The sequence below is a fragment of the Micromonospora sp. NPDC051006 genome, assembly GCF_044456245.1.
Classification (GTDB): domain Bacteria; phylum Actinomycetota; class Actinomycetes; order Mycobacteriales; family Micromonosporaceae; genus Micromonospora.
The window spans coordinates 1-25571 of sequence record NZ_JBITFP010000005.1 but is presented as its reverse complement, the minus strand read 5'-3'; the positions used below and the strand labels follow the sequence as shown (position 1 = coordinate 25571).

Annotated in this window: 17 protein-coding genes; 8 read left to right on the top strand and 9 right to left on the bottom strand. The window is 72.0% G+C overall.

The genetic code is table 11. The features are described 5' to 3' along the window. Window positions 1-126: 126 nt before the first annotated feature. Window positions 127-1308 carry an XdhC family protein gene (locus ACIBBA_RS10875; RefSeq protein WP_396695979.1) on the bottom strand — a complete coding sequence of 394 codons (1182 nt, stop codon included), beginning with the start codon at window positions 1306-1308 and terminating at the stop codon, window positions 127-129. A gap of 176 nt (window positions 1309-1484) precedes the next feature. Between ACIBBA_RS10875 and ACIBBA_RS10870 the strand changes: the two genes are divergently transcribed. The 4 genes from ACIBBA_RS10870 to ACIBBA_RS10855 all read left to right on the top strand — a co-directional run bounded on the left by ACIBBA_RS10870 (window position 1485) and on the right by ACIBBA_RS10855 (window position 6551). Next, window positions 1485-1982: a (2Fe-2S)-binding protein gene (locus ACIBBA_RS10870; RefSeq protein ID WP_396696487.1), complete on the top strand. Its 498-nt coding sequence runs from the start codon at window positions 1485-1487 to the stop codon at window positions 1980-1982. Next, window positions 1969-2964: an FAD binding domain-containing protein gene (locus ACIBBA_RS10865; RefSeq protein WP_396695977.1), complete on the top strand. Its 996-nt coding sequence runs from the start codon at window positions 1969-1971 to the stop codon at window positions 2962-2964. Before ACIBBA_RS10870 ends, ACIBBA_RS10865 begins: the two co-directional genes overlap by 14 nt. Continuing rightward, window positions 2961-5198 carry a xanthine dehydrogenase family protein molybdopterin-binding subunit gene (locus tag ACIBBA_RS10860; RefSeq protein ID WP_396695975.1) on the top strand — a complete coding sequence of 746 codons (2238 nt, stop codon included), beginning with the start codon at window positions 2961-2963 and terminating at the stop codon, window positions 5196-5198. The genes ACIBBA_RS10865 and ACIBBA_RS10860 overlap by 4 nt, the downstream gene beginning before the upstream one ends. Window positions 5199-5474: 276 nt before the next feature. Then, window positions 5475-6551: a lytic polysaccharide monooxygenase gene (locus ACIBBA_RS10855; RefSeq protein WP_396695973.1), complete on the top strand. Its 1077-nt coding sequence runs from the start codon at window positions 5475-5477 to the stop codon at window positions 6549-6551. Between the two features lie 107 nt (window positions 6552-6658). Here the strand turns inward: ACIBBA_RS10855 and asnB are convergent, their stop codons facing one another. Continuing rightward, a complete protein-coding gene (gene asnB, locus ACIBBA_RS10850) occupies window positions 6659-8620 on the bottom strand; it encodes an asparagine synthase (glutamine-hydrolyzing) (RefSeq protein WP_396695971.1) in 1962 nt (653 codons plus the stop codon). Between the two features lie 133 nt (window positions 8621-8753). On the opposite strand from asnB, the gene ACIBBA_RS10845 reads away from it, so the two are divergent. The 3 genes from ACIBBA_RS10845 (at window position 8754) to ACIBBA_RS10835 (ending at window position 14270) form a co-directional block, all read left to right on the top strand. Continuing rightward, on the top strand, window positions 8754-10235 hold the full coding sequence (locus ACIBBA_RS10845; RefSeq protein WP_396695969.1) for an aminopeptidase P family protein: 1482 nt from the start codon (window positions 8754-8756) through the stop codon (window positions 10233-10235). Window positions 10236-10528: 293 nt separating this feature from the next. Further along, on the top strand, window positions 10529-12325 hold the full coding sequence (locus tag ACIBBA_RS10840; RefSeq protein WP_396695967.1) for a right-handed parallel beta-helix repeat-containing protein: 1797 nt from the start codon (window positions 10529-10531) through the stop codon (window positions 12323-12325). Between the two features lie 316 nt (window positions 12326-12641). Continuing rightward, window positions 12642-14270, top strand: a complete 1629-nt coding sequence (locus tag ACIBBA_RS10835) for a hypothetical protein (protein ID WP_396695965.1) — start codon at window positions 12642-12644, stop codon at window positions 14268-14270. A gap of 101 nt (window positions 14271-14371) precedes the next feature. On the opposite strand, the gene pulA is transcribed toward ACIBBA_RS10835, so the two are convergent. The 5 genes from pulA to ACIBBA_RS10810 form a co-directional block, all read right to left on the bottom strand. Then, window positions 14372-19873 carry a pullulanase-type alpha-1,6-glucosidase gene (pulA, locus tag ACIBBA_RS10830; RefSeq protein ID WP_396695963.1) on the bottom strand — a complete coding sequence of 1834 codons (5502 nt, stop codon included), beginning with the start codon at window positions 19871-19873 and terminating at the stop codon, window positions 14372-14374. Window positions 19874-20010: 137 nt separating this feature from the next. Then, window positions 20011-20694, bottom strand: coding sequence for a cellulose binding domain-containing protein (locus ACIBBA_RS10825; RefSeq protein WP_396695961.1), 684 nt, complete (start codon window positions 20692-20694; stop codon window positions 20011-20013). Between the two features lie 59 nt (window positions 20695-20753). Beyond that, window positions 20754-21371: a hypothetical protein gene (locus tag ACIBBA_RS10820; protein WP_396695959.1), complete on the bottom strand. Its 618-nt coding sequence runs from the start codon at window positions 21369-21371 to the stop codon at window positions 20754-20756. Window positions 21372-21561: 190 nt separating this feature from the next. Beyond that, window positions 21562-21951, bottom strand: a complete 390-nt coding sequence (locus ACIBBA_RS10815; protein WP_396695957.1) for a hypothetical protein — start codon at window positions 21949-21951, stop codon at window positions 21562-21564. A gap of 37 nt (window positions 21952-21988) precedes the next feature. Then, window positions 21989-22648: a hypothetical protein gene (locus ACIBBA_RS10810; RefSeq protein WP_396695955.1), complete on the bottom strand. Its 660-nt coding sequence runs from the start codon at window positions 22646-22648 to the stop codon at window positions 21989-21991. A gap of 19 nt (window positions 22649-22667) precedes the next feature. On the opposite strand from ACIBBA_RS10810, the gene ACIBBA_RS10805 reads away from it, so the two are divergent. After that, complete coding sequence (locus tag ACIBBA_RS10805) at window positions 22668-22850, top strand: hypothetical protein (protein WP_357061080.1); 183 nt, start codon at window positions 22668-22670, stop codon at window positions 22848-22850. 22 nt (window positions 22851-22872) lie between these two features. On the opposite strand, the gene ACIBBA_RS10800 is transcribed toward ACIBBA_RS10805, so the two are convergent. Then, entirely contained in the window at window positions 22873-24543 is a 1671-nt protein-coding gene (locus tag ACIBBA_RS10800) for a right-handed parallel beta-helix repeat-containing protein (RefSeq protein WP_396695953.1), read from the bottom strand. A 114-nt stretch (window positions 24544-24657) separates the two neighbouring features. Further along, window positions 24658-25035 carry an ArsC/Spx/MgsR family protein gene (locus ACIBBA_RS10795; protein ID WP_396695951.1) on the bottom strand — a complete coding sequence of 126 codons (378 nt, stop codon included), beginning with the start codon at window positions 25033-25035 and terminating at the stop codon, window positions 24658-24660. Window positions 25036-25571 lie beyond the last annotated feature (536 nt).

Sequence of the window (25571 nt, the reverse complement as noted above, 5' to 3'; positions counted from 1 at the left end):
CGCGCCGCCCGGTCGCGGTGGTCACGAACCCGTCGTCGCGTCTAAGGAGATCCTGTCGCACGTGGCCGGCACGGCGCGCGAGAGAACGAGCATCCGGCGTCCCGGCCGCGCGCGCCTCGTCGGTCGCTACCCGCCCGGCTGGTCCGGCCCGGACGCGACGGGGTGGTGGATGGGGCCGGCCAGCTCGGCCAGCGGCCGGGCGGTGCCGCCCCAGCGACCCGCGACGATCTGCGCCGCCACGCTCACCGCGGTCTCCTCCGGGGTGCGCCCGCCCAGATCCAGCCCGATCGGTGAGGCGAGCCGGGCCAGCTGCGCCGGGCTGGTCCCCGCCTCGCGCAGGCGTTTGCGCCGCTCGTCGTGGGTGCGCCGCGATCCCATCGCCCCGACGTACGCCAGCGGGTGTCGTAGCGCCAGCGCGAGCACCGGCACGTCGAATTTCGGGTCGTGGGTGAGCACGCAGACCACCGTCCGCCCGTCGACCCGGCCGGCGTCCAGCTCGGCCTGCAGGTAGCGGTGCGGCCAGTCGACCACCACCTCGTCCGCGTCCGGGAAGCGCCGGGCGGTCGCGAAGACTCCTCGGGCGTCGCAGACGGTCACCCGGTAGCCGAGGAACGCCCCGATCCGGGCCACCGCCGCGGCGAAGTCGATGGCCCCGAAGACGATCATCCGTGGTGCGGTGGCGTACGCGGCGACGAAGAGGCTGACGCCGCTGCCGCGACGCTCCCCGTGGTAGCCGTACCGGAGCACCCCGCTCTGCCCGGCGGCGAGCAGGCCCAGCGCGTCGTCGGCGGCCGCGGCGTCCAGCCGGTCGCTGCCGAGCGACCCGGTCACGCGGCCGTCGGCCAGCACCAGCCGCCGCCCGAGCCGGCTGGCCGGGTCGGCAGGTGTCGCCGTGCCGGGCGGGTCTCCGGCGTCCGCCTCGACGCAGGTGACCACGGCCGTCGGACGGCCGGCACGGCGGGTGGCGGCGACCGCGTCGAGCTGCGGGAAGCCGGCGGCCTCGACCCGCTCCACGAAGACGTCCAGCACTCCACCGCAGGTCAGGCCCACCGCGTACGCGTCATCGTCGGTGACGCCGTAGCGGGTCAGCTCGGGGACGCCGGTGTCGAGCACCGCCCGCGCCCGCTCGTAGAGGTCGGCCTCCACGCAGCCGCCGGAGACGCTGCCGGTGACCGTGCCGTCGGCGGCCACCAGCATCGCGGCGCCGGGTGGCTGCGGCGCCGACCGCCAGGTTGCCACCACTGTGGCCAGCGCGACCGGCTCGCCGGCCCGCCAGTGGCGGTGCAGCTCGTCGAAGACGTCCCGCACGCGTCCCCGCCCCCGTTCCGGCGTGTCGTCCGGCCGGGCGTTCCCGGCCGAGGCAAGTCCGACCATATGCCGTAAGACGCAACGATTCGGAATATATGGTCGGGCCGAACACGAGGGGGTGCGAGGTGGCGAAGTCGTTCCAGGCGACGCGGACCGCGCCGGCGCCGGACAGCGCGGTGGTCCGGGGGCCGGGCGAGGTGGAGGTCCGGCTACGGGTCAACGGGGCGGCCCGCAGGATGCTCGTCGAGCCCCGGGTCAGCCTCCTGGACGCCCTGCGGGACCGACTCGAGCTGACCGGCACCAAGAAGGGGTGCAACCAGGGGGCCTGCGGCGCCTGCACGGTCTGGGTGGACCGACGCCGGGTGCTGGCCTGCCTCACGCTCGCGATCAGCTGCGAGAACCGCGAGGTGACCACGATCGAGGGACTGTCCGACGGGGACACGCTGCACCCGATGCAGCAGGCGTTCCTCGACGCCGACGCCTTCCAGTGCGGCTACTGCACCCCGGGGCAGATCATGTCGGCGGTGGCGCTGCTGGACGAGGGGCACGCCGGCGACGACGCGGAGATCCGGGAGTGGATGAGCGGCAACATCTGCCGCTGCGCCGCGTACCCGCACATCCGCACCGCCATCCGGCGGGTCCGCGACGAGGAGGGCAACCGTGCGGCCGATTAGCTACTCGCGGGTCTCCGACGTCGGCACCGCGATCGGCACGGTCGCCGCCGACCCGGAGAGCGCCTTCCTGGCCGGCGGCACCACCCAGGTCGACCTGCTGCGCATCTACGTCGAGCAGCCCCGCCGCCTGGTCGACATCAACGACCTGCCGTTGAACCAGATCGAGGAACTGCCGGACGGCGGGCTGCGGCTCGGCGGACTGGCCCGGATGAGCGACGTGGCCGAGCAGCCGGCGGTGGCTCGGCGCTACCCGGTGGTGACCGAGGCGCTGGTGCTCGGCGCCTCCCCGCAACTGCGGCACATGGGCACCCTCGGCGGCAACCTCCTGCAGCGGGTGCGCTGCAGCTACTTCCGGGACACCGAGGCGCCCTGCAACAAACGCGCCCCCGGCACGGGGTGCAGCGCCCTGGACGGGGTCAACCGGGGACACGCGGTGCTCGGCACCAGCGACTGCTGCATCGCCACCCATCCGTCCGACCTGGCGGTGGCGCTGGTGGCGCTGGACGCGGTGGTGCGCACCGAGGGGCCGGGCGGGTCACGCGGCATCCCGATCGACGACTTCTACCTGCTCCCGGGGCAGACCCCGGAACGGGAGCACCCGCTGAGCCACGGCGAGCTGATCACCGGCATCGACCTGCCGGCCCTCCCGGTCGCGGCCACCTCCCGGTACATCAAGATCCGTGACCGCGAGTCGTACGAGTTCGCGCTCGCCTCCGTCGCGGTGGCCATGTCGGTGGCCGGCGGTCGCATCGCGGAGATCCGGCTGGCCCTCGGCGGAGTGGCCACCAAGCCCTGGCGCGCCCGCGCGGCCGAGCAGGTGCTCGACGGCGCCCCGGCGACCGTCGAATCGTTCACCCGCGCCGCCGAGGCCGAGCTGGCCGGGGCGGTGCCGCACGGCATGAACGCGTTCAAGATCGAACTTGCCCGGCGGACGATGGTCCGCGCCCTGACGGCGATGGCGCAACGGGAGGAGACGGCATGAGCCCGGCGATCGGCGCCACCCTGAACCGGGTGGACGGCCGCTTCAAGGTACGCGGCGAGTCGCGCTACTCCGCCGAGGTGCCGGTGCCCAACCTGACCCACGCGGTGCTGGTCAACGCGAAGATCGCCAGCGGTCGGATCACCACGATCGACACCAGCGAGGCGGAGCGGGCCGAGGGGGTGCTGGCCGTGCTCACCCACCGCACCCTGGACCGGGTCGCCACCGTGCCCCGGCTGCTGCCGTCGCTGGCCGGGTTGGCCGCACCCGGGCAGACCTTCTTCCCGATGCAGGACGAGACGATCCACTACGCCGGCCAGCCGATCGCCGTCGTCGTCGCCGACACCATCGAACGCGCCGACCACGCCGCCACCCTGATCCGCGTCGAGTACGAGACCAGCACCCCGACCACCCTGCTCGACCAGGGCCGTGACCGCGCGTACGTGCCGGAGCGGATCTTCGGTGGCCTGCTGCCCGGGCAGGCGTCGCGCGGCGACGTGGCCAAGGCGCTGGCGGACGCGGAGATCCGCGTGGAGACGAGCTACCGGTTCGCGCCCAACCACCACAACCCGATCGAGCCCTCGGCCAGCACCGCGGTCTGGGAGGACGCCGACCGGCTGACCGTCTACGACTCGACCCAGGGCCCGAACTCGGTCCAGTTCACCCTCGCCGAACTGCTCGGCCTGCCGCCGATCTCGATCCGCGTGGTCAGCCACGCGGTCGGTGGCAGCTTCGGCTCCAAGGCGATGGTCTGGCACCACCCGGCGCTGGCCGCGCTGGCCGCCCGGCAGGTGGGCCGCCCGGTGCGGCTGGCGCTGACCCGGGAGCAGATGTTCACCTCGTGCGGGCACCGGGAGGAACAGGAGCAGCGGATCACCATCGGCGCCCGCGCCGACGGGCGGATCACCGCCCTGCGCCACCACAAGTTCGCCCTCACCTCGCCCTTCGACGACTGGGCGGAGCCGTCGCTGCAGAGCCCGGCGGTGGCGTACACCAGCCCGAACTACGAGGGGATCTACCACCTGGTCCGCGGCAACACCATCACCCCGACCTTCATGCGCGCGCCCGGCGAGGCGACCGGGATGTTCGCGCTGGAGTGCGCGATGGACGAGCTGGCCGAGCGGATCGGCATCGACCCGCTGGAACTGCGGATGCGCAACTACTCCGACACCGACCCGGAGAGCGGCCAGCCGTGGTCCAGCAGCGGGCTCAAGGAGTGCTACCAGCGCGCGGCCGACCTGTTCGGCTGGCGGGACCGCGACCCCCGGATCGGCTCCCGCCGGGAGGGTCAGTGGCTGATCGGCACGGGCATGGCCAGCGCGCTCTACCCGGTGACCCAGCCGGTGAACCCGCAGCGCGCCCGCGCCCGGCTCTACAACGACGGCACCGCCGTCGTCGAGGCCGGCGTCTCGGAGTTCGGCACCGGCGTGTTCACCGCGATGACCCAGGTCGCCGCCGACGCGCTCGGCCTGCCGGTGCAGCGGGTGCGGTTCGTCGGGGGCAGCAGCGACCTGCCCAACATCACCGCCGCGGTCGGCTCCGCCGGCACCAGCGCCGTCGGGTCGGCCGTACACGTGGCGGCGTGCCAACTGCGGGACGAGCTGATCCGCCGCGCGGTGGGCGACGACCACTCGCCGCTGCGCGGCGCCGACCCGGCCCGGGTGGAGGTCCGCGACGGCAAGATGGTGCTGTGCGACCGCCCCGACGTCGGGGAGACGTACGCCGACCTGATGCACCGGACCATGACCCCGGACGTGGAGGTGCTCGGCACCTGGAACCCGCCGCCGCAGGACGCCGGTTACGGCGTGCACACCTTCGGCGCGCAGATGGCCGAGGTGGCGGTGGACGCCGACCTCGGTGTGGTCCGGGTGCGCCGAATGGTCGGCGTCTTCGCCCCCGGCCGGGTGCTCAACCGCAAGATGGCGCACAGCCAGCTGATGGGCGGGATGCTCTGGGGGCTGGGTCAGGCGCTGCTGGAGGCCACCCGGATGGACCCGCGGATGGGGCGCTGGGCCAACGCCAGCCTCGCCGACTACCTGGTGCCGGTCAACGCGGACGCCCCGGACGTGGTGGTGGACACCGTCGAGATGCACGACGAGGTGGTGAACCCGATCGGGATCAAGGGCGTCGGCGAGATCGGCGTGGTCGGCGCGGCCGCCGCGATCGCCAACGCCGTGCACCACGCCACCGGCCGCCGCCAGTACGAGCTGCCGATCACCCTGGAGAAGCTGCTCTGAGGGTGGACTGACACATCGAGGAAGAGCTATTGCGTCACTGCCGCGCCGCGTGGTGGGATGGCGCATGCCGGGCGGTGCGGTGGGCTGCCGCTGCCGCCGGCAGCCGGGTTCCACAGCACGCGAGGGCGCCGGTCCGCGAGGCGGACCGTGGGTGGCGCTCGCCCGTCCGGGCGGGGCGCCGCAACCGTCGCATCCGCTCGTCGCAGCGGGGCGGTCGGGCCACCCCGCATCGCGGGAGGCGGTCCGCAGGGCGCGCTCCGCGAGTCAGGAGAACCCGTGAACCGTTCCCGTACGGCCGCGTTGCTCACCGCGGCCGCGACCCTCGTGGTGGGGGCCGTCGCTCTGGTCAGTGGGCCGCAGCCGGCCGCCGCGCACGGCGCCGCGATGACCCCGGGCAGCCGGACCTTCCTGTGCTGGAAGGACGGCCTCAGCCCGACCGGTGAGATCCGGCCGAACAACCCCGCCTGCTCCGCCGCCGTGGCGCAGAGCGGCGCCAACTCGCTCTACAACTGGTTCAGCGTGCTGCGCTCGGACGCCGGCGGCCGGACCGTCGGCTTCATCCCGGACGGGCAGCTGTGCAGCGGCGACAACCCCGGCTACACCGGCTACAACCTGGCCCGCACGGACTGGCCGCTGACCCACCTGACCGCGGGGGCGCGGATGGAGTTCCGGTACAGCAACTGGGCCCACCACCCCGGCACGTTCTACTTCTACGTCACCAAGGACAGCTGGAGCCCGACCCGCGCGCTGGCCTGGAGCGACCTGGAGGAGCAGCCGTTCCTGACGGTGACCAACCCACCGCAGCGGGGCGCGGTCGGCACCAACGACGGGCACTACTACTTCAGCGGCAACCTGCCGACCGGCAAGAGCGGCCGGCACATCATCTACTCGCGCTGGGTGCGCTCGGACAGCCAGGAGAACTTCTTCGGCTGCTCGGACGTCGCCTTCGACGGCGGCAACGGGGAGGTGACCGGGGTCGGAGCGGGAGGCACCCTGCCGCCCGACCCGACCACTCCGCCGCCGGACCCGACCACCCCGCCGCCGCACGGCGGGGACTGCATGGCGGTCTACCGGGTGGTCAGCGCCTGGCAGGACGGCTTCCAGGGTGAAGTCACGATCATGAACCACGGCAGCACACCGTTCGCCGGCTGGAGGGCGAGCTGGACCTGGCCCGGCGGGCAGTCGATCAACCAGATCTGGAGCGCCACCCAGAGCACGTCCGGCACGTCGGTGACAGCCAGCAACGTCTCCTGGAACGGCACCGTCCCACCGGAGGGCACCACCACGTTCGGCTTCCTGGCCACCACCACCGGCACCAACCCGCTACCAACCATCACCTGCGCCCGCACCTGACCGCAGGCCTGACCCTGACGGTGGGCCCAAAATGATCAAGAGGTTTGCGTCATCCGGAGGCGTTCCGGTGACGCAAACCTCTTGATCAACAGGGTCGGGGCGGGCGGTCAGCGGACCATGGAGCCGACCACGGGCTTGGTGAGCAGGGCGGACTGGTTGCGCTGGATGCCCGGGTCGAGGGTCTTCGCCACGAAGATGGCGTGCCAGACGCAGAAGATCAGCACCGTCCACACCTTGCGGGAGTGGTCGGCCTCCTCCCGCTTGTGCTCGTCGAGCAGCCGCAGCGCGTACGACAGGTCGAGCAGGTCACCGGCGCCGGAGGTGGCGATCACGTGCCGCGCCCACTCGTACATCTCGCCGCGCAGCCACACCCGGGTCGGGGTGGGGAAGCCCAGCTTCTTGCGGTTGACGATCGCCGGCGGGACCACACCCTGCAACGCCTGGCGCATCGCGTACTTGGTGGCGTCGGAGCGGGGCGGCAGCTTCAGGTCCACCGGGATCTTCGCCGCCACGTCGAAGACTTCCCGGTCCAGGAAGGGCACCCGCACCTCGAGCGAGTGGGCCATCGAGATCCGGTCGGCCTTGACCAGGATGTCGCCCCGCAGCCAGGTGTAGAGGTCGACGTACTGCATCTTGGTGACGTCGTCCAGCTCGGTCGCCTCGGCGTAGATCGGCGCGGTGACGTCGGTGTAGCGCACCGAGGGGTCGTAGCGGCGCAGCAGGTGCTGCTTCTCCTCCTCGGTGAACATCCGGGCGTTGCCGTAGTAGCGCTCCTCGATCGGCGTGGTGCCGCGCTCCAGGAAGCTCTTGCCCTTCACGCCCTGCGGGATCGCCTTGGAAACCGCGCGCAACCCCTTCTGCACGCCGCCGGGCAGGCCGTTGACGCCGCTGAGCGAAAGCGGCTCACGGTAGATGGTGTAGCCACCGAAGAACTCGTCCGCACCCTCACCGGAGAGCACCACGGTGACGTGCTCGGCCGCCTTCTTGGCCACGAAGTAGAGCGGCACGAGCGCCGGGTCGGCCACCGGGTCGTCCAGGTGCCAGACGATCTTCGGCAGCGCCTCCATCATGTCCTGCGGCCCGATCTTGGTCGGGATGGTGGTCACGTCGAGGTGCCGGGCCGAGTCCTGGGCGACGTCGATCTCGGAGTAGCCGGGCACGTCGTAGCCGACGGTGAAGGTGAGGATGTTCGGGTTGAAGTCCCGGGCCAGCGCCACCACCGCGGTCGAGTCGATGCCGCTGGACAGGAACGAGCCGACCGGCACGTCCGAGCGCATGTGCATCCGGACGCTCTCCCGCAGCGTCTCGCGGATCTCGTGGAAGAGCTTCTGCTCGTCGTCGACCGGGGCGGGTCGGAACACCGGCCGGTACCAGCGGCGCACCTCGATCCGGCCGCCCGGGGTCCAGGTGAGGTACTCCCCGGAGCCGATCCGGTTGATCCCCTTGTGCAGCGTCCCGGGCTCCGGGACGTACTGAAGGGTGAGGTAGTGGCTGAGGCTGGCGGTGTCGATGCCGGCGTCACCCTGGTAGTTGGCGTGCGCGAAGGGCAGCAGCGCCTTCTTCTCGGAGGCGAGGTAGAGCCCGTCGGCGGTCTCCAGGTAGTGCAGCGGCTTGATGCCGAAGTAGTCGCGGGCACCGAACGCCCGCCGCTCCTGACGGTCCCAGATGACGAAGGCGAACATGCCCCGCAGCCGGGTGAGCACCTGCTCGCCCCAGTAGTGGTAGCCGGCGACGATCACCTCACCGTCGCCGGCGGTGGCGAACCGCGCCCCGAAGGTCCGGACCAGCTCGTCGCGGAGCTCGATGTAGTTGTAGATCTCACCGTTGAAGGTCAGCAGGTAGCGGCCGTCGGCGTAGGGCAGCGGCTCGTGGCTGGACGCCACGTCGATGATCGCCAGCCGCTTGTGGGCGAACACCCCGTCGGCGTAGCGGCCGGAGGCGTCGCCGACCACCTCGACGCCGGTCTCGTCCGGGCCGCGGTGGTGCAGGCACTCCAGCGCGCCGGCGATGTGGTCGCGGTGCGCGCCGGCGTCACCGCGCGCGCTGAAGAAGGCCAGGAGTCCGCACATGGTGGTCATCTTTCCACGGGCGCCGAACGCCCGTCGCGGCCGTCCGGCGATCCGGCGGGGGCCGCCCGCCGGGTCCACCGGCCTCCGCCCGGGAGGTACGGTCGGGACCAGCAATGACGCGGAGGGAGCGAGCATGACCGAGGAACGCACCGAAGGCACGCCGGCCGACGGCACCGAATCGCACGACCCGGACTTCCCGGAGGCGTTCCTGTCCTTCATGCGGCAGGGCTGGCGGGACTCCGAACTGCCGGTCTCCCCCCGCCCGGAGGTGCCCAACTACGCCAAGCGCCGGGCCGCGCTCTCGGCGGCCTTCCCCGGCGAGACGCTGGTCATCCCCACCGGCAAGGAGAAGGTACGGGCCAACGACACCGACCACCCGTTCCGGCCGGGCAGCGACTTCGCCTACCTGACCGGTGACCACGACCCGGACAGCGTGCTCGTGCTGCGCCCGACCGGCTCGGGCCACGACGCGACGCTGTACATGCGGCCCCGCTCGTCGAAGCTGACCGACGAGTTCTTCCGCAGCCGGCACGGCGAGCTCTGGGTCGGCCGGCGGCACACGCTGGCCGAGAAGTCGACCGAGCTGGGCCTGCCGACCGGGGACCTCGCCGAGCTGGACGCGGCGCTGGCCGATCTGGCGCCGGGGCGTACCCGGGTGCTGCGCGGTTTCGACCCCGGGGTGGACGCGGCCGTGCGCGCGTACGACGGCGCGCGCGCCGAGGGTCAGCCGGCCCGGGACCGGGAGCTGGCGATCGCCATCTCGGAGCTGAAGCTGGTCAAGGACGAGTGGGAGATCGCCCAGCTCCAGGACGCCATCGACGCCACCGTGCGGGGCTTCGAGGACGTGGCCCGGGCGTTGCCGGCGGACCGCGGCGTCTCCGAGCGGCTGCTGGAGGGGATCTTCGCGCTGCGCGCCCGGCACGACGGCAACGACGTCGGTTACAACTCGATCGTCGGTGCCGGCGAGCACGCCACGATCCTGCACTGGGTGCACAACCACGGCGCGACCCGCCCGGGTGAGCTGCTGCTGATGGACATGGGCGTGGAGAACCGCAACCTCTACACCGCCGACGTGACCCGGGTGCTGCCGGTCAACGGTCGGTTCACCGCGCTGCAGCGCCAGGTCTACGACGTCGTGTACGCCTCCCAGCAGGCCGGCATCGACGCCATCAAGCCCGGGGTGAAGTTCCGCGACGTGCACCTGACCTGCATGCGGGTGCTCGCCGAGGGCCTGGCCGACCTGGGCCTGCTGCCGGTGAGCGTGGACGAGGCGATGGACGAGAAGTCGACCGTCTACCGGCGCTGGACGCTGCACGGCTTCGGGCACATGCTCGGCATCGACGTGCACGACTGCGCCAACGCCCGCAAGGAGGTCTACCGCGACGGCACCCTGGGCGAGGGCTACGTGCTCACCGTCGAGCCCGGGCTCTACTTCCAGCCGGAGGACGAGCTGGTCCCCGAGGAGCTGCGCGGCATCGGCGTCCGGATCGAGGATGACGTGCTGGTGACCGCGACCGGCGCGGTGAACCTCTCGGCCGGGCTGCCGCGCGCGGCCGACGAGGTGGAGACCTGGCTGGCCGAGCAGCGTGAGGCGGGCCCCCGCCTGCCGGGCTGACCGCCCCATCCCTGCGCCGAGCCCCGTCACCGGCCTGCGACGTTTGCGACGTCGCGGTTGCCGGAGGCGGGGCTCGCCGCGTTTGCGCTGCTCACCCGCTTCCTGCCCGGCGCGTCGGGTTGCCCCGTTCACTGCCCGATGCAAGGTGAATGCGGGGTTTTCTCGGATACATCCTCGTCGCGAGGATCCTTCTCATACGGTGGATATCGGAGGCTGCAACCTATTTGTAGCTGGTCGCGCCGTCTTCGGCTGGCGCGGCCCCGTCTGGTAGCAGGAAAGGGCGGAAGGCTCTGATGTCCAATGACGTAACGAATCCTGACGGTGGAGCCGCTGCGGCCCCACCCAGATCAGGGCGGCGGAAACTCTGGGTGGCCGCCGGGGTCGCCGGGCTGACCGGCGTGGTCGCCCTGGCGGCCCTGGGTGGCCTGGCCGCCCGCGATGACAAGTCCGCAAGCCCGGACCGGCTCTCGGACGCGCAGGCGTCCACCCCCAAGCAGAACGTCAGCGACGCCGGCAAGGCGGACGAGGGCGGCAAGGACGAGGGCAAAGGCGAGGGCAAGGGCGAGGACGAGTGGTCCGGCGGCGACTGGTCCGGCGGCGACTGGAGCGGCCAGGACGACGCCCGAGGCGAGAAGGGCAAGGACTCGGACCACAAGGACCGGGCCAAGGAGGTGCCCTGCGACACCGACAAGCTGATCCAAGCGATCACCTTCGCCAACCAGAACCACGGCGCGACGCTGGAACTGGCCAAGGGCTGCACGTACAACCTGACCCGGTACGACCAGTACGGCAACGGCCTGCCGGTGATCACCCAGGAGATCACCCTGAAGGGCCACGACACCAAGATCGTCCGGGACGCGACGGCGAACTACTTCCGGATTCTCAACGTCGGGACGGGCGGGCACCTGACCCTGAAGGGCCTGACCATCAAGGGCGGCCAGACCCTCAGCCGGGGCGCGCCGACCCAGCCGGCCACCGTCTGGTCCCACTACTCGAACTCGGTCCAGGCGACGGCCGCGGCCAAGGCGGGCACGTTCGCCACGGTCGAGGCTGACACCTTGAAGGCCACGGCCGCCAAGGCGACCGCCACCGCCAAGCCGGCGACCGAGGCGCCCGCCGTCACCAAGCCGGCGACCGAGGCGCCCGCCGTCGGCAAGCCGGGTGCGGCGGTGGCCCCGGCCGCTCCGGCCACCGCCGACGTCGGCACCCTGGTCGAGGAGCCGGAGTTCAACGACGGCGCCGGGATCCTGGTGCAGCCGGGCGGCCGGGCCGACATCGAGTACACCGAGATCGTGCAGAACCAGTCCGGCGGCAAGGGTGGCGGCCTGGCCAACTTCGGCAACACCCGGCTGAGCAAGAGCACCGTCATGAGGAACACCGCCTTCCTCTACGGCGGCGGCATCTTCAACGCCGGGGTGCTCCAGGTGGACGAGTCGAAGATCAAGGACAACGAGGCCGGGATCGGTGGCGGTGGTATCGCCAACGGCGCACCGGGCATCCTCCTCGACGACGTCGACGGGGGCTCGCTCTGGCTCTACAAGAGCGAGGTCACCGGCAACAGGACCATCGGTTTCGGCGGCGGCATCCTCGACGTCGAGGGTGAGACCAAGCTGGAGCACTCGAAGGTCACCGACAACACCGCGGTGCTCGCCGGCGGCGGTCTCGCGGTGGCGGACAGCCAGCTCACGCTCAAGCACACCACGGTCGCCAAGAACAGCACGGTGGGCGTCGGCGGCGGCCTGGCGGTCACGTTCGACAGCGTGGCCACGATCGAGGACAGCAGCATCAAGGAGAACGTCGCCGGCTTCTTCGGTGGCGGGCTGTTCAACGAGGACAGCACCACCACGCTGCGCAAGAGCGAGGTGGTCGGCAACCGGGCCGTCGGGCCGCTCGGCATCGGCGGCGGCATCTTCAACATCTTCGACGGCACGGTCACGTTGACCAAGACCAAGGTGGCGGAGAACTTCGCCACCCTGCCGCCCGGCGGGATCTTCAACTCGCCGAGCAGCGAGGTCGAGCTGGACGACAAGTCAGCGGTCAAGGGCAACCGGCCGACCAACTGCTTCAACGTTCCCCGCTGCTTCGCCTGAGCAGGTGAGTGGCTGATCCACATAACGGAAGGCCCCTCCGCGCCGTTTCGGACGGCACGGAGGGGCTCTTCCGTTTGCACCGGATCCGGCCCCCGCCTGCCCGCCCGGGTTGCTCCGCCGGGTCCGCGCCTCGCCGGGCCGCCCGTCCCCGCTCGACCGGAACGTGTACCGAATGCGGGGTTCTCTCGGATTTGACCGCGAGACGAAGAACATTCTCATACGTTGGGTTTCGGGAGCTACAACCGATTTGTAGCAGGGGACGGCCGTCTGAGGCGGCGCGACCCTGTCTGGTACGAGGAGAGGGCAGAGAGCTCCGATGTCCAACTACCTAACCAACAATGAAGCCGCGGAGCCGGCTGCGGGGGCGAAGCGTCGCCGCAAGCTGTGGCTCGTCAGCGGCGTGGCCGGGTTGACCGGCGTGGTCAGCCTTGCCGCGGTCGGTGTCGCCACCGGCGCGGGCGCAGTCGGCGCCGACGGCCTGAAGTGGGCCACCGCCCAGGTCAGCCGGGACGGCGACCAGGGCGCGGACCGTGGCGACCAGGGCCGCGACCGGCACGACTACGACAAGGACCGCGACAAGGACAAGGACAAGAAGGACCACGACGACCGGGCGAAGGAGGTGCCCTGCGACACCGACAAGCTGATCCAGGCGATCACATTCGCCAACCAGAACCACGGCGCGACGCTGAAGCTTGCGGAGAAGTGCACCTACAACCTGACCCGGACCGACGAGTACGGCAACGGCCTGCCGGTGATCACGGAGGACATCACCCTCAAGGGTGACAAGACCAAGATCGTCCGGGACGCCACCGCCGACTACTTCCGGATCCTCAACGTCGGCCCCGGCGGGCACCTGACGCTCAAGGGCCTGACCATCAAGGGCGGCCAGACCCTCAACCGGTTGATGGCGCCGGAGCCGGCCGCGGTCTGGTCGGCGTACTCGACCTCGGTCGAGACGACGGCGGCGGCGACCAAGGCCGGCAAGGCCGTGGCTGTCGCACCGCGGACCGAGCTGAAGGCCGTGCCGAAGGCGACGCCGAAGGACGGCGTCTCGACGCTGGTCGAGGAGCCGGGCTTCAACGACGGCGCCGGCCTCCTGGTGCAGCCGGGCGGCAGTGCCGACCTCGAGCACACCGAGGTCGTGCAGAACCAGTCCGGCGGCAACGGCGGCGGCGTGGCCAACTTCGGCACCACCAGGATCACCAAGAGCACCGTTACCGAGAACACCGCCTTCTTCTTCGGCGGCGGCATCTTCAACGCCGGCGTGCTCAAGGTGTACGAGGCCAAGGTGAAGGACAACGAGGCCGGCATCGGCGGCGGCGGTATCGCCAACGGCGCCGCGGAGATCTTCACCGACGACGTCGACGGCGGCACGGTCTGGGTCGAGAAGACCGAGATCACCGGCAACAAGACGATCGGCTTCGGCGGCGGCATCCTCGACATCGAGGGCAACACCACGGTCAAGCACTCGACGATCAGCCGCAACACCGCGCTGGTCGCCGGTGGCGGCATCGCCGCGGCCGAGAGCTCGCTGAACCTCTACGGCGTCAAGGTCGAGAGCAACAGCACCATCGGTGTCGGCGGTGGCCTCGCGATCGCCTTCGGCAGCCGGGCCACGATCGAGGACACCTCGATCAAGGACAACGTCGCCGCCTTCTTCGGCGCCGGCCTGTTCAACGAGCGCAGCATCACCGTCCTTCGCAAGAGCGAGGTCGTCGGCAACCGTGCGGTCGGCCCGATCGGCATCGGCGGCGGCATCTTCAACGTCGCGGGCCAGGTCAACCTGGACAAGACGAAGGTGGCGCACAACTTCTCCACCCGGCCGCCGGGCGGCATCTTCACCACCAACTCCGGCGTGATCATCGACGACAAGTCGGCGGTCACCGGCAACCGGCCGACCAACTGCCTCGGCAGCCCGGCCACGCCGCCGAACTGCTTCGGCTGAGCACCCTCGGGTGACGTACGGCCGCCACCGGCGGCACGACGGGTCGAGACAGGGACCGGCCCCCTTCCGCACCAGCGGGAGGGGGCCGGTCCGCGTTTCGCTCAGCGCTGCACGAAGACCGCCACGCTCCTGGCCGGCACGGTGAACGTGCCGGTCGTCGCGTCGAACGAGGCGCTTCGCAGCACCGGGTCGGCGGACGCGCGCAGCACCGGGTGCAGCGACACGTCGGCACCGCGCAGCCCGGGCAGCCGCTGGGTCGCCGCATCCGGGCTCGCGTTGAACACCACGGTGACCGACGACCAGTTCCGGTCCAGCCCGCGACCGTCCAGCGTCATGGTGAGCACGCCGGGCGTCTCGGCCGGGCCGGAGAGCGGGAACGCCACCCGCCGCTGCACCTGCTCCGCGGTGGCGAGCCCGAAGACCGGCGAGGAGGCGCGGACCTTGAGCAGCTCGGCGTAGCGGGCGTCGGTGGTGTCGATCGCCGCGCAGTCCGGCACCAGCCCCGGATCGGCCAGCAATGGCTTCGCGTACGACCACTTGTCCTGGTTGTCCGCCGCCGGTGGCAGGCCGGCGCCGAACCCGTTGCCCTGGGCGCAGTCCCAGCGGATCTGGTTGAACCAGTCCCCCGAGTTGTACGAGTTGCGGTCCAGCGACTTCGACCGCAGCCGCTCGCTGCCGGCGGTGACGAACCCGGTGCCCTGGCCCAGCACGACGGTGCCCAACGCCAGCACCTGCATCCGGGACCGGTCGGCCGCCGGGGTGTCCTGCGGCAGCTTGTACGCCAGCGCGTCGTACAGGATCTCGTTGTCGTGCGCGTCGACGTAGGTGACCGCCTCTCCCGGCGCGGCGGTGTAGCCGGCGGGCGAGCCGTTGTAGTCGACCTGCGCTCCGGTGACCTGCGCGCCGGTGGAGTCGGTGAACCGGTAGCCGCGCAGGTTCCCGGTCAACCCCACCTTGATCAGGTCGTGCTGGTGCAGCAGCCGGGCGCGCTGTTCGGCGGCGGTGCCGTTGACCGGGTCACCGTTCGGGTCGGTGAAGAGCCCGGACGCGAAGCCCTGGACCCGGGGGTTGGCATCGAACGGGCCGCCACCGCGGACCGCGTCCCGGAGCCGGTCGTTGAAGGTGCCCACCCCGGTGCCGGCCATGTTCGCCTGGGTGGCCTGCACGAACCGGGCGCCGTCGGCGATCTCGCCGAAGTTCCAGCCCTCTCCGTAGAGCAGGATCGACCGGCCGTCCACCCCGTCGCGCGCCACGGTCAGCTCGTCGAGCGCCTTGCGCACAGCCAGGATGTTCGCCTTCGGGTGGTGGCCCATCAGGTCGAACCGGAAGCCGTCCACCTTGTACGCCCGGGCCCAGGTGACCAGCGAGTCCACCACGAGCTTGCCCATCATGGCGTGCTCCGGGGCGGTGTTGGCGCAGCAGGTGGAGTTGGCCACCGCACCGTCGTCCAGCAGCCGGTGGTAGTAGCCGGGCACGATCTGGTCGAGCACCGACTTCGGGTCCGTGCCGGCGGCGGACGTGTGGTTGTAGACCACGTCCATCACCACCCGCAGGCCGGCGCCGTTGATCCCGGCGACCATCTGGCGGAACTCGGTGGTGCGCTTCGCCCCGGCCGGGTCGACGGCGTAGCCGCCCTCCGGCACGGTGTAGTGCAGCGGGTCGTACCCCCAGTTGTAGCCGTCGGTCCCGGCCACCGCCGCCACGCACTCCTGCTGCTCCGGCGAGTCGGGTGGCAGCGCGGCCAGGTCACAGGCGGGCTGGCGCTGGTCGGCCCGCCGCTCGGGGATGGTGGCGAAGTCGAACGCCGGCAGCAGGTGCAGGTGGGTCACCCCGGCCGCACCGAGCGCCTTCAGGTGCGTCATCCCGGCGGTCGCCGGGTCGGTGAAGGCGAGGAAGGTGCCGCGCCGCTCGGCCGGCACGGTGGTGTCGGCGATCGAGAAGTCCCGCACCGACAGCTCCGAGATCTGCGTACGCCCCGGCGGCACCGCCGCCGGCTTGCGCAGCCTCGACCAGCCGGCAGGCGCGAGCGCCGGGTCGGTGAGGTCGACGAGCTGGCTGTGCGTGGAGTCGGGCGCGAGCGCCACCGAGTACGGGTCGGTCACCGAGGCGGTCACCAGTTGCTGGGCCGCCGGCTGCCAGGCCCGCACCTGGTACCGGTAGTACCGGCCGGTCCACGCCCGGCTGCCGCGCACCGACCAGACGCCGGTGCGGTCGTCCCGGCTCATGGCCACGGTCTTCGGCTCGGCGGTGGGCGAGTCGAAAAGCTGGAGCGACACGTCCCGGGCGGTCGGCGCCCAGACGGACAGGGTGGGCACCCCGCCGGCGAAGGTCGGCCCGAGGCGCGCCTGGGTGGCCCGGGCGTACACGTCGTCGAGCACTCCGGGGATCTGCACGCCGGTGGCGGTGAGCAGGCTGCCGTCGGCGTCGCGCTCGGTCACCAGCAACTGCCCGCGCAGCGCCGCCGGCACCTTGGCCAGGTCGCCCCGGCCGAGGGTGAAGGCGCGGTACGCCCACAGGTGCGGGAAGGCCGTGCGCTGGTCCTCGGTCAGCCCGTTGCGCTGCGCGGCCAGTGGCAGGGTGGTGTACGTCCCGGCCAGCTCGCCGTCGACCACGCTCACCCCGCCGGCCGGCGCGGCCACCAGGGCGTACGTGCGTCCGTCGGTGGGTCCGGTGCGCCAGGCGACGGTGGAGCGGTCGATCCAGTGCGCCTGCTGCTTGCCGATGTCCAGATCCGCCCCGGCGCCGGTGGCGGTCGACGGCAGCAACCGGCCCGGGGTGGCCGCGAGCAGCCACACCTCCCGCCCGGCGCTGGCGAAGTCGAGCCGCTGGTCGTCCGGGAGATCCTTCTCGTCGCCCTTGTGAATGATGTAGTTCAGCCCGGTCGCGCCGGTCGCGAGCGGCACCCGGAAGACCGCGCCGAAGGCGTCGATGCTGGTCGGCTCCAGCGGGTCGGACCACTCGGTGGGGTTGGCGGCGCCGTCCCACAGGTGCAGTCCCCAGCCGTCGTAGTTGCCGTCCGCCCGACGGTAGTGGATCAGTGCGGTGCCCTCCTCCACCGCCGGGTCGGGCTCACCGGTGGCGGCCTGCCGGGTCGGGTAGGTCGCCGCGTCGCCCTGCTTGACCCAGACCTCGCCGGTCTGTGTCACGTCGATGCTCCGGTCGTTGCCGACGTCCTTGTTGCCGTCGGCGTCGACCACCAGGAAACCCACCGACTTCGCACCGGGCTTGAGCTTCACCCAGGCGAACCGGCCGTAGGAGTCCTCGCCGGCGAACGGCTGACCCTTGGGCCATTCGGTGGCGTAGGCCGGGTCGATGTCGCCCCAGGCGTAGAGGCCCCAGTCGTCGTACCCGCCGGCGGGGCGCTGGTAGTGCACCACCGCCCAGTCCCGCGACGCGCCCTGCGCCGGCGTGCCCACGGTGGCGGTGGAGCGGGCGGTGGCGGTCCGGCCACGGGCGTCGCGGACCACCGCCTTGTACTCGATACGGGTTCCGCCGGGCAGCCCGGTCAGGTCGTGGTGCACGGTGTACGGCGCGTGGTGCGCGCTGCCCAGCAGGGTCCACTCGTTGCCGGCGACCCGGGCGGCGACGGTGACGGTGGCCAGCGGGTCGCCGACGACCTGGGCGGTGACCGCGGCCCTGGTGGCGACCGGGGCGTCCGGCGCCGGGGCGGTGATGGTGATCGTGGGGGCGCCGGCGGGCGCCGCGATCGGCGTGCCGGCCCGGTGCACCACCGCGGCCAGCGGCGGCACCGTCAGGGTCAGCTTGCCGTCGGCCCCGGCGGTCGCGCTACCGGAGCCTCCGTAGATGCCGGCGAAGGTGGCGCCGGGCGACCAGGTGTCCACGGTGACAGTTTGCGGGGTGTCGGCGTTGTTCACCGCGGCCACGTACTCGGTGCGCTCGCCGGGCGCGATCCGGGAAAAGGCGAAGACGCCGGGACCGTCGGCCGCGTACCGGGTGACCTGGACGCCGTCGCGCAGCGCCGGGTGGGCCTGGCGCAGCGCGCCCAGCTCCGCGATGGTGCGGTAGAGCGGGTGCGCCGGGTCGAACTGGTCGCTGGCGTGGGTGCGGTCGGTGCCGAGCAGGTCGTCGTCGAGGTAGTCGGGCACCCGCGAGGCGAACATGTCCTGCCGGGCGTCCTTGTCCCCGCCCGGGCCGGTGAAGCCCTGCTCGTCACCGGAGTAGACCACCGGCTGGCCGCGGGTCAGGAACATCAACTGGTGCGCGAGCTGGTCGCGGCGCAGGTGGCTGGCCGGGTCGCTGCCGCCGCCGGCGATGAACGAGCCGATCCGGCCCATGTCGTGGTTGCCGAGGAAGGTGGTGAGCCGGTTCGCGTCGGTGTCCCGGGCGGCATAGAGGTCGTCCCGGGCGTACACGTCGGCGAGCGCCTTCGCCGAGCCGGCCCCGACGGTGTAGCCGCGGGCGGCCTCCTGGAAGGCGAAGTCGAGGGTGGCCGGCAGGCCGCCGCGCCGGACGTAGCTGGAGGTGATCTCCGGGTCGGCGCTGTAGACCTCGCCGAACATGAAGAAGTCCTCCTTGCCGGCGCGCTCGGCGGCCCGCTCGATGCCCTGACTGAACTGCGGCCAGAAGTCGAGGTTGGCGTGCTTCACGGTGTCCAGCCGGAAGCCGTCCACGCCAGTCTCGGTCACCCAGTCGGCGTAGACCTTGGTCAGGCCGCGGACCACCTCGGGGCGCTCGGTCCACAGGTCGTCGAGGCCGAAGAAGTCGCCGTACTCGCTGTTCTCGCCTGCGAAGGTGGAGTCGCCGCGGTTGTGGTACATGGTCGGGTCGTTCAGCCACGCCGGGACCTTGACCTTGGCGTCCGCCGGGGTGGCGAACGTCGGGGTGTACGGGAAGGACGTCGCGTCGACCGCCGGGAACTTCCGGGTGCCATCCGCGTAGTTGCGGTCCTCGAAGGCCCGTCCCTGCGCGTCCCGGTACGGCGAGGTGGCCTTGTCCACGTAGGAGTACCTGTCCTCGGCGTACCTGATCACATCGGCGGTGTGGTTGACGATGACGTCAAGGTAGATCTTGATGCCGCGCTGGTGGGCGAGCCGGACCAGCCGCTTCAGGTCGGCGTTGGTGCCGAAGTGCGGGTCGACCTGGGTGAAGTCGGTGATCCAGTAACCGTGGTAGCCCGCAGAGACGTCGTCGCCGCTGCCCTGCACCGGACGGTTCTTGAACACCGGGGCGAGCCAGATGGCGGTGGTACCCAGCCCCTGGATGTAGTCGAGCCGGTCCATCACACCCTTGAGGTCGCCGCCGTGGTAGAAGCCCTTGTCCTTCGGGTCGAGGCCGGTGCTCAACCGGTCACCGGTCAGCCCGCCGCGGTCGTTGCGCGGGTCGCCGTTGGCGAACCGGTCCGGCAGGACGAAGTAGAACTGCTCCGCCCGGGCGGTGTCGTCGCCCGCCTTGAGCAGGGCCTCGGCGGAGGGCTCGGAGCGCCACTGTGCGGCGCCGACGGCCGACACCGGCTGAGCGTCGGTCGAGCCGCCGGTCGCGTCCGCGCCGAGCTGTTGGACGGCGACCGGGGTACCGACGAGGGTGAGGGTGAGCAGGGAGACGAGGGCGAGCAGGGCCTTGCGCGGTATCGGCGGGGGTTTCATCGACGGCCTTCCTCTGGTCGCTGATTGGCCCGCACGCTAGCCCTTGCCGAAACATTCTGCAATACCTTGCAAACACCGTCGTAACACGACAGTGAGCTTGCGTAAGAGACCAACCGTCGGCGCGCCGGGCCGCGGCTTCAGAGACCGGCGCAGCCCGCGTCGTTGACCGTGCACAGCACCGGGCGGGTGCTGGCCCGCTCCACATGGAACTGCAACCGCGCCGAGGCCCCGGCCGCCACGTCGACCCCGCCGGTGTACGTGTAACCGCCGTCGTCCGTCGCGCGCAGCGTCCCCTGCGGCGCGCCCGCCACCCAGGCAGTGACCACCCGCCCGCCGGAGAAAGTCAGCCGCACCGTCCATGCCCGAGCGCTCCCGGACGCGTTGGTGATCAGCACCGTGCCGATGAAGCCACCGTCGAACGTCTGGTCGACCTGGTAGCGGCCGGTCACCACGGGCGGGCTCGGCGGGGGCACGGACCCCCGTGGAGCCGCGGCCGGCGGGGGGCCGGTCGGGGACGTCGACCCCGCCCGGATCGTCGCGGCCGGTCCCGAGGGACGCGGCGAACGACTCGGCACCGTCACCGACCGGGTGGCACTCGGGCTCGGGCTCGGGCTCGGGCCGGCGGTCGACGGCGCGGGCAGCGGCACGGCCGGGTTCGGCCCCGGCGGCAGCTGCGCCGCCGGACTGCGGCCACGGTAGGCGCTCAGCGCGACGAGCAGCAGCACCACCATGACGACCACACCGGCGAAGACCACGATCCAGGGCGAGGACGCGATGGCCCTGCCGTGGGACGGTCGCGGGGCGCGACTGGTGCCGGACATGTCCCTCCCTCCGCGGGCCGCCCGCCAAGGTTAGCGAGCGCGGGCGGGTGGCCGACCGCTCAGGCGAGAGTGCAGGCGCTACCGTTCACCGTGCAACCGGTGAGTCCGTCGTCGCTGTCCCGGCGACTGAACTGCACCTCCAGCTCGATGCTCCCGCCGTCCTGGAGCGGATCGGTGCCGCGCAGCTCGTACCGGTTGTCGCCCCGGTAGATCAGCATCGGCCAACTGCCGCCGGAGACCCGGACGCCCCAGACCCGGCCGGTGAACGTGAACGACACCGTCCACTCCTCGGCGCGGCCGCTCTGGTTCTCGACCAGCAACTCCGCCTCGACGTCGTCGCGGTCGGCGTCCCGTACCCGGTAGGTGGCCGTCAGCGCCCCGGTGCCGACCAGCGGCTGCCCGGTCGCCGGGCTGGACGGCGGACGGGACGCGGGCGTCGTGGCGGGCGCGGAGCGGGTCGCCGACCGGGACGGCCGGGCACTGGCGGTGACCCGGCTCCGCGACGGGCTCGGCGAACCGGTGACCGACGGGCTCGGTTCGGCCGGCGGGATCGGTAGCGCCAGCGGTGGCACCGAGGCGGCCACCGGCTTCGGCTCGCGGCCGCGGAAGGAGAGCGAGGCGACCAGCATGATCGTCGCCAGGGTCGCGACGCCGAGCAGGACCACGATCCACGGCACCGATGCCAACACCCTGGGCCCGTTCCCCGGTTCCGTTGCGCCGGCAGGCCGCACAGGCATCTGGTCCCCCCTCGTCTGCGCCGGTCCGCCAGCGTAGTCAGCCCGGGCCACGGCCGGAACAGCGGGCGGCGGGAACGGACCGACCGGCCGGTGCGGCACGGAAAACGGCGCCCGTCCGGCGACGCTCCGGTCAGCCGGCGCGCACCACGGTGCAGATGATCGGCCCGACGTCGGTGGTGCGCAGCAGGTAGCGGTAGTGCTCGCCGGGCACCCGCTCGCCGCGGCTGTCCAGGAACTCCCACTCCACCGCCACCATGGTGAGCAACGCGGAGACCGGCGTCACGTCCTCGATGAGCGCGTGCGCGGCGATCAGCTCCCGCTCCTGGTAGTCCGGTGCGGCGCCGACGAAGGAGAGCGCCACCGCGGCAAGCGAGGTGAACGAGAAGCTGTACGTGTCGGCGACCACCAGCCCGGGCAGGGCATAGCAGCCGGCGAGGGCGGGCAGGTCGCCACCGGTCAACGCGACGCCGTACCGGTCGAAGAAGTCGGCCAGCATGTCCAGGTCGGTGGAGGCTCTCACGGCGCAAGCAATTGCCGGTCGCCGAGCTGGCCAAACCTCAGCGCGGCGGAATGCGTACCTCGATCTCGGCGCCGAGCCGGGCCCCGGCGGCCAGGTCAAGGTCGTCGCCGCTCCAGAACCGGCCCGGGTCGTACCAGTTCGGACGGCGGCCGGCCGGCAGCAGCCCCATCGCCTCGTAGGTCACCGCCACCACCTCGGCGCAGTACGCCGTCTCCAGTGCCCGGTCGGGCACCGCCACCGCGGGCCGGGGAGCCGACCGGGCGGCCCGGGGCAGCTGCGGCACCCGGCCGCGCAGCCACCGCAAGGCGAGCTGGGCGGTCGACGGAAACGGCGTACCGTCCAGCCGCGCGATGGTGCGCAGCACCGCCTTCTCCATCTCCCCGTCGGCCGCCGGGTCGAGCTGGCGCACCCAGGCCCGCTGCCCGTAGCGGTTCGCCCAGACGCAGACCGCGTCCCGCAGGTCGTGCAGCTGGACACCGCGCTGGTGACTGCCGGACCACAGGTCGCGCAGGGATTTTCCCAACTCGGCGTGCCACATCAGCGGCGGCATGTCGTCCAGCACCACCGCCATGCCGACGTGGTTCACCGGGCTGTTGGTGGTCAGCTGGATGGCGCGGTCGGGCACGCTACGCCCGCGGAACACCCACACGTCCCCGGTGCGGGTCAGCTCGACCGCCTCGTCCAGGCTGATGCTCATAACGGTCTACCCTAAGCCGATGCGGCTACGGATGCGGTGGTGGAAGGTACTCGGGCTCGCCGGCCTCGCCGGTGTGGCAGCGTCCGGTGTGGTCATCGCCCGGGCCGAACGGCGCCGTCGGGCGTACACCCCGGAGGAGATCCGGGCGCGGCTGCGCGACCGGCACGCGGAGGCGACGGCGAACGGCGACGACGCCGGCTGAGCGGCCCCGCACTCGCCGGCGCTCAGTCCTCGTCGTGGTAGTTGCGGTCCCACCGCCCGCCGACCGGCGGGGTGTCCAGTCGGATCGGCCCCGCCGCGTTGCCGGCGAAGTCGTTCTCCTCGATCCGGCAGGAGACGCAGCTGCCCTGCGCGGTGATCCAGAGACCGTAGGTCTGGGTCTGCTCGTCGCGGTGGTCCCAGATCCGGTTTCCGCGCACGGTGGCCGAGTCGACCGCGGCATTGATCGTGATGCCGGCCCGGATCTGCGGCGGCTCCGGCAACCGGTACTCCATTCCGGGGCCGGGGGTGTCCTCGTTCCAGGCGGTGCAGGCGTCCGGGCGGATCTCGGCCAGGGCCAGCTCGTTGTCGGTGTTGCCGGCCACCACCGCCGTCCGGGAGCCGACCCGCAGCACCTTGCCCCGGTGCCCGTCGACCGACCACTGCGCCGACCGGTCCGTCATGGCCCGGTGGCCGTACCGCACCGAGTCACCCCCTCCGGACACCGCCGGGGCACACCGCCGGCCGTTGTTGCGAATGCGGTTGTTGACCACGATGGCGTCGGACATCGGCCTGTCGATCCGGATGCCGTCGAGTCCGTTGTCCCAGATCTCGTTGCTGTCGATGACGACGTCCGACGCGGCGCCCTGGTAGCCGTGGCCCAGGTCGTGCTCGTGGTATCCGTGGGCGCCGTTGCCGCTGATCCGGTTGCCCCGAACGGTGTACGGGCCTGGCGTGTTGCCCATGCTGACTCCGTCGTGGACGTTGCGGTCGATGACGCAGTCGGTCAGCATCCCGCCCCGGCCGGCGATCCCGGCGGTGCCGTTGGCGGAGACGTCGAAGCCGGCCTCCAGGTTGCCGGTGAGGGTGCAGCCCGACACGATCAGGCCGTCGGCGCCCCAGTCCGAGATGCCGAAGCGGTTGGCCTGGCTGTGGCAGCCGATGATGCGGTAGCCGCGGGGCTGTGGCCAGTAGTCCTTCTGCAGTTCGAGGAAGATCCCGTTGGTGCCGTTGGCGACCGTGGTGCAGTTGGCGATGGTGAGCCGCTCGATCTCCCCCCAGCCGCCGATGCCGATGCCGATCCCGGCGCCGCCGATCTCCTCGCCGTTGTCCAGTCGGCCGCAGCCGACGACCACGCACCCCTCGATCAGGCTGTCCTGCAGGAAGTCGCAGCCGAGCCCGGTCGCCCCGGTGTGGTGGATGTAGAGGTTGCGGAACATGCCCCGCACGACGTACTGCAGGCCGAGGCCCTTGGCGAGGTAGCTGTACTCGGCCATCGCCACGCCCGAGCCGTCGATCTCGAAGTCGGCGAAGGTGCACTCGGCGATGTGCCGGTCCCGGTCCGCGCCGTGCTGCACGGTGGTCCAGTACGCCAGCGGCGTCGGGTCGGCCCGGTTGCCCGCGTTGCTCAGCAGGAACCGGGTGGCGTGCGGGCCCGCCCCGATCAGCGACACACCGCTGCGCCAGATCGTGCCGGCGTCCCGGATCGAGTAGATGCCCGGCGGGCAGTAGATGATCCGGGCGCGGCCGTCGGCGGCGTACCCGTCGCCGAGCCGGTCCACCAGGGCGGAGAGCGCCGGCTGGTCGTTGGTCACCCCGTCGCCCTGCAACCCGAAGTCGCGCGCGTCGCAGTACAGCGGTGCTCCGGCGACGGGCGTGGGCCGTTGCGCGACACTCGGCAGGCCGTACTGCGACACCTGGCACTCCTCTCGCGGCTCGGATGGACCGCCGCGCGCATTCCCGCTCCCCCTGGCCGGAAACGCTCGGGCCCGGCGCACCGGAGACGTCCGCCCGGCCGCGCGGGGTGCGGGTCAGTCCTGTTTCGCGGGGGACCGGTCGACCGCCGCGCGCAGTGCCTCCGGGGTACGACCGACCAGCGCGCCGCCGTCGTCGAGGAGCAGGATCGGTCGCTGGATCAGCTCCGGGTGGGCGACCATCGCCTCGATCCAGCGCAACTCGCTCGCCTCGTCCCGGGGCCAGTCGACCATCCCCAGCTCGACCGCAGCCGGTTCCTGGGTCCGGCACTGCTCCCACGGCCGCGCCCCGAGCCGGCGCAGCACCTCGGTCAGCTCCGCGACGCTGGGCGGCTGCTCCAGGTAGGCCCGTAACCGGTACGGCACCCGCGCCTCGTCCAGGGTCTCCCGCGCACCCGCGCATTTGGAACAGGCCGGGTTGTTCCAGATCTCCATGACCGTCATGGTGACAGCCCACCCATCCGCCCCACCCACGCCGGTCCCCCGCACCCCACCCGCCATCCCGCGCAGCCGAGGCCACGTCCCGGGTCATCCGAATGCGCTGGATGGGGCCGGTGTCCGGTTCGCCACTGCCCGGGTGGGCCGGCTGCCCGGTCTGGGGGTGGCCGTCCGGTGGCTCGGGTCACCGTGGCGGCGGAATCGTGGGCGGGCCCGGGTCGTTGAACATGGTGTGCCGCGCGGCCTCGCCGCCGGCGCCGGGGACCAACCCCGCCGGGAATGACCGGCCGCTGGGTTCGGTTGACTACCCGGTACCCGCAAGACCCGGGCCTGATCGCCGCCGGAATGGCTGGCCGGCCCGCACGGTTACATCCCCCCGGGACATCCCCCGAGCAGGTCACCACGATCGCCGGGACCCCTTCTTGCTTACGGGCATTGCGCGCCCCCCTTATGCGCGTGTCCGTGCACCTGACACCCCCGAGCAGAGGAGCACGCCATCATGCGTACCGATCTGATCCGTAAGACCGCTCTGA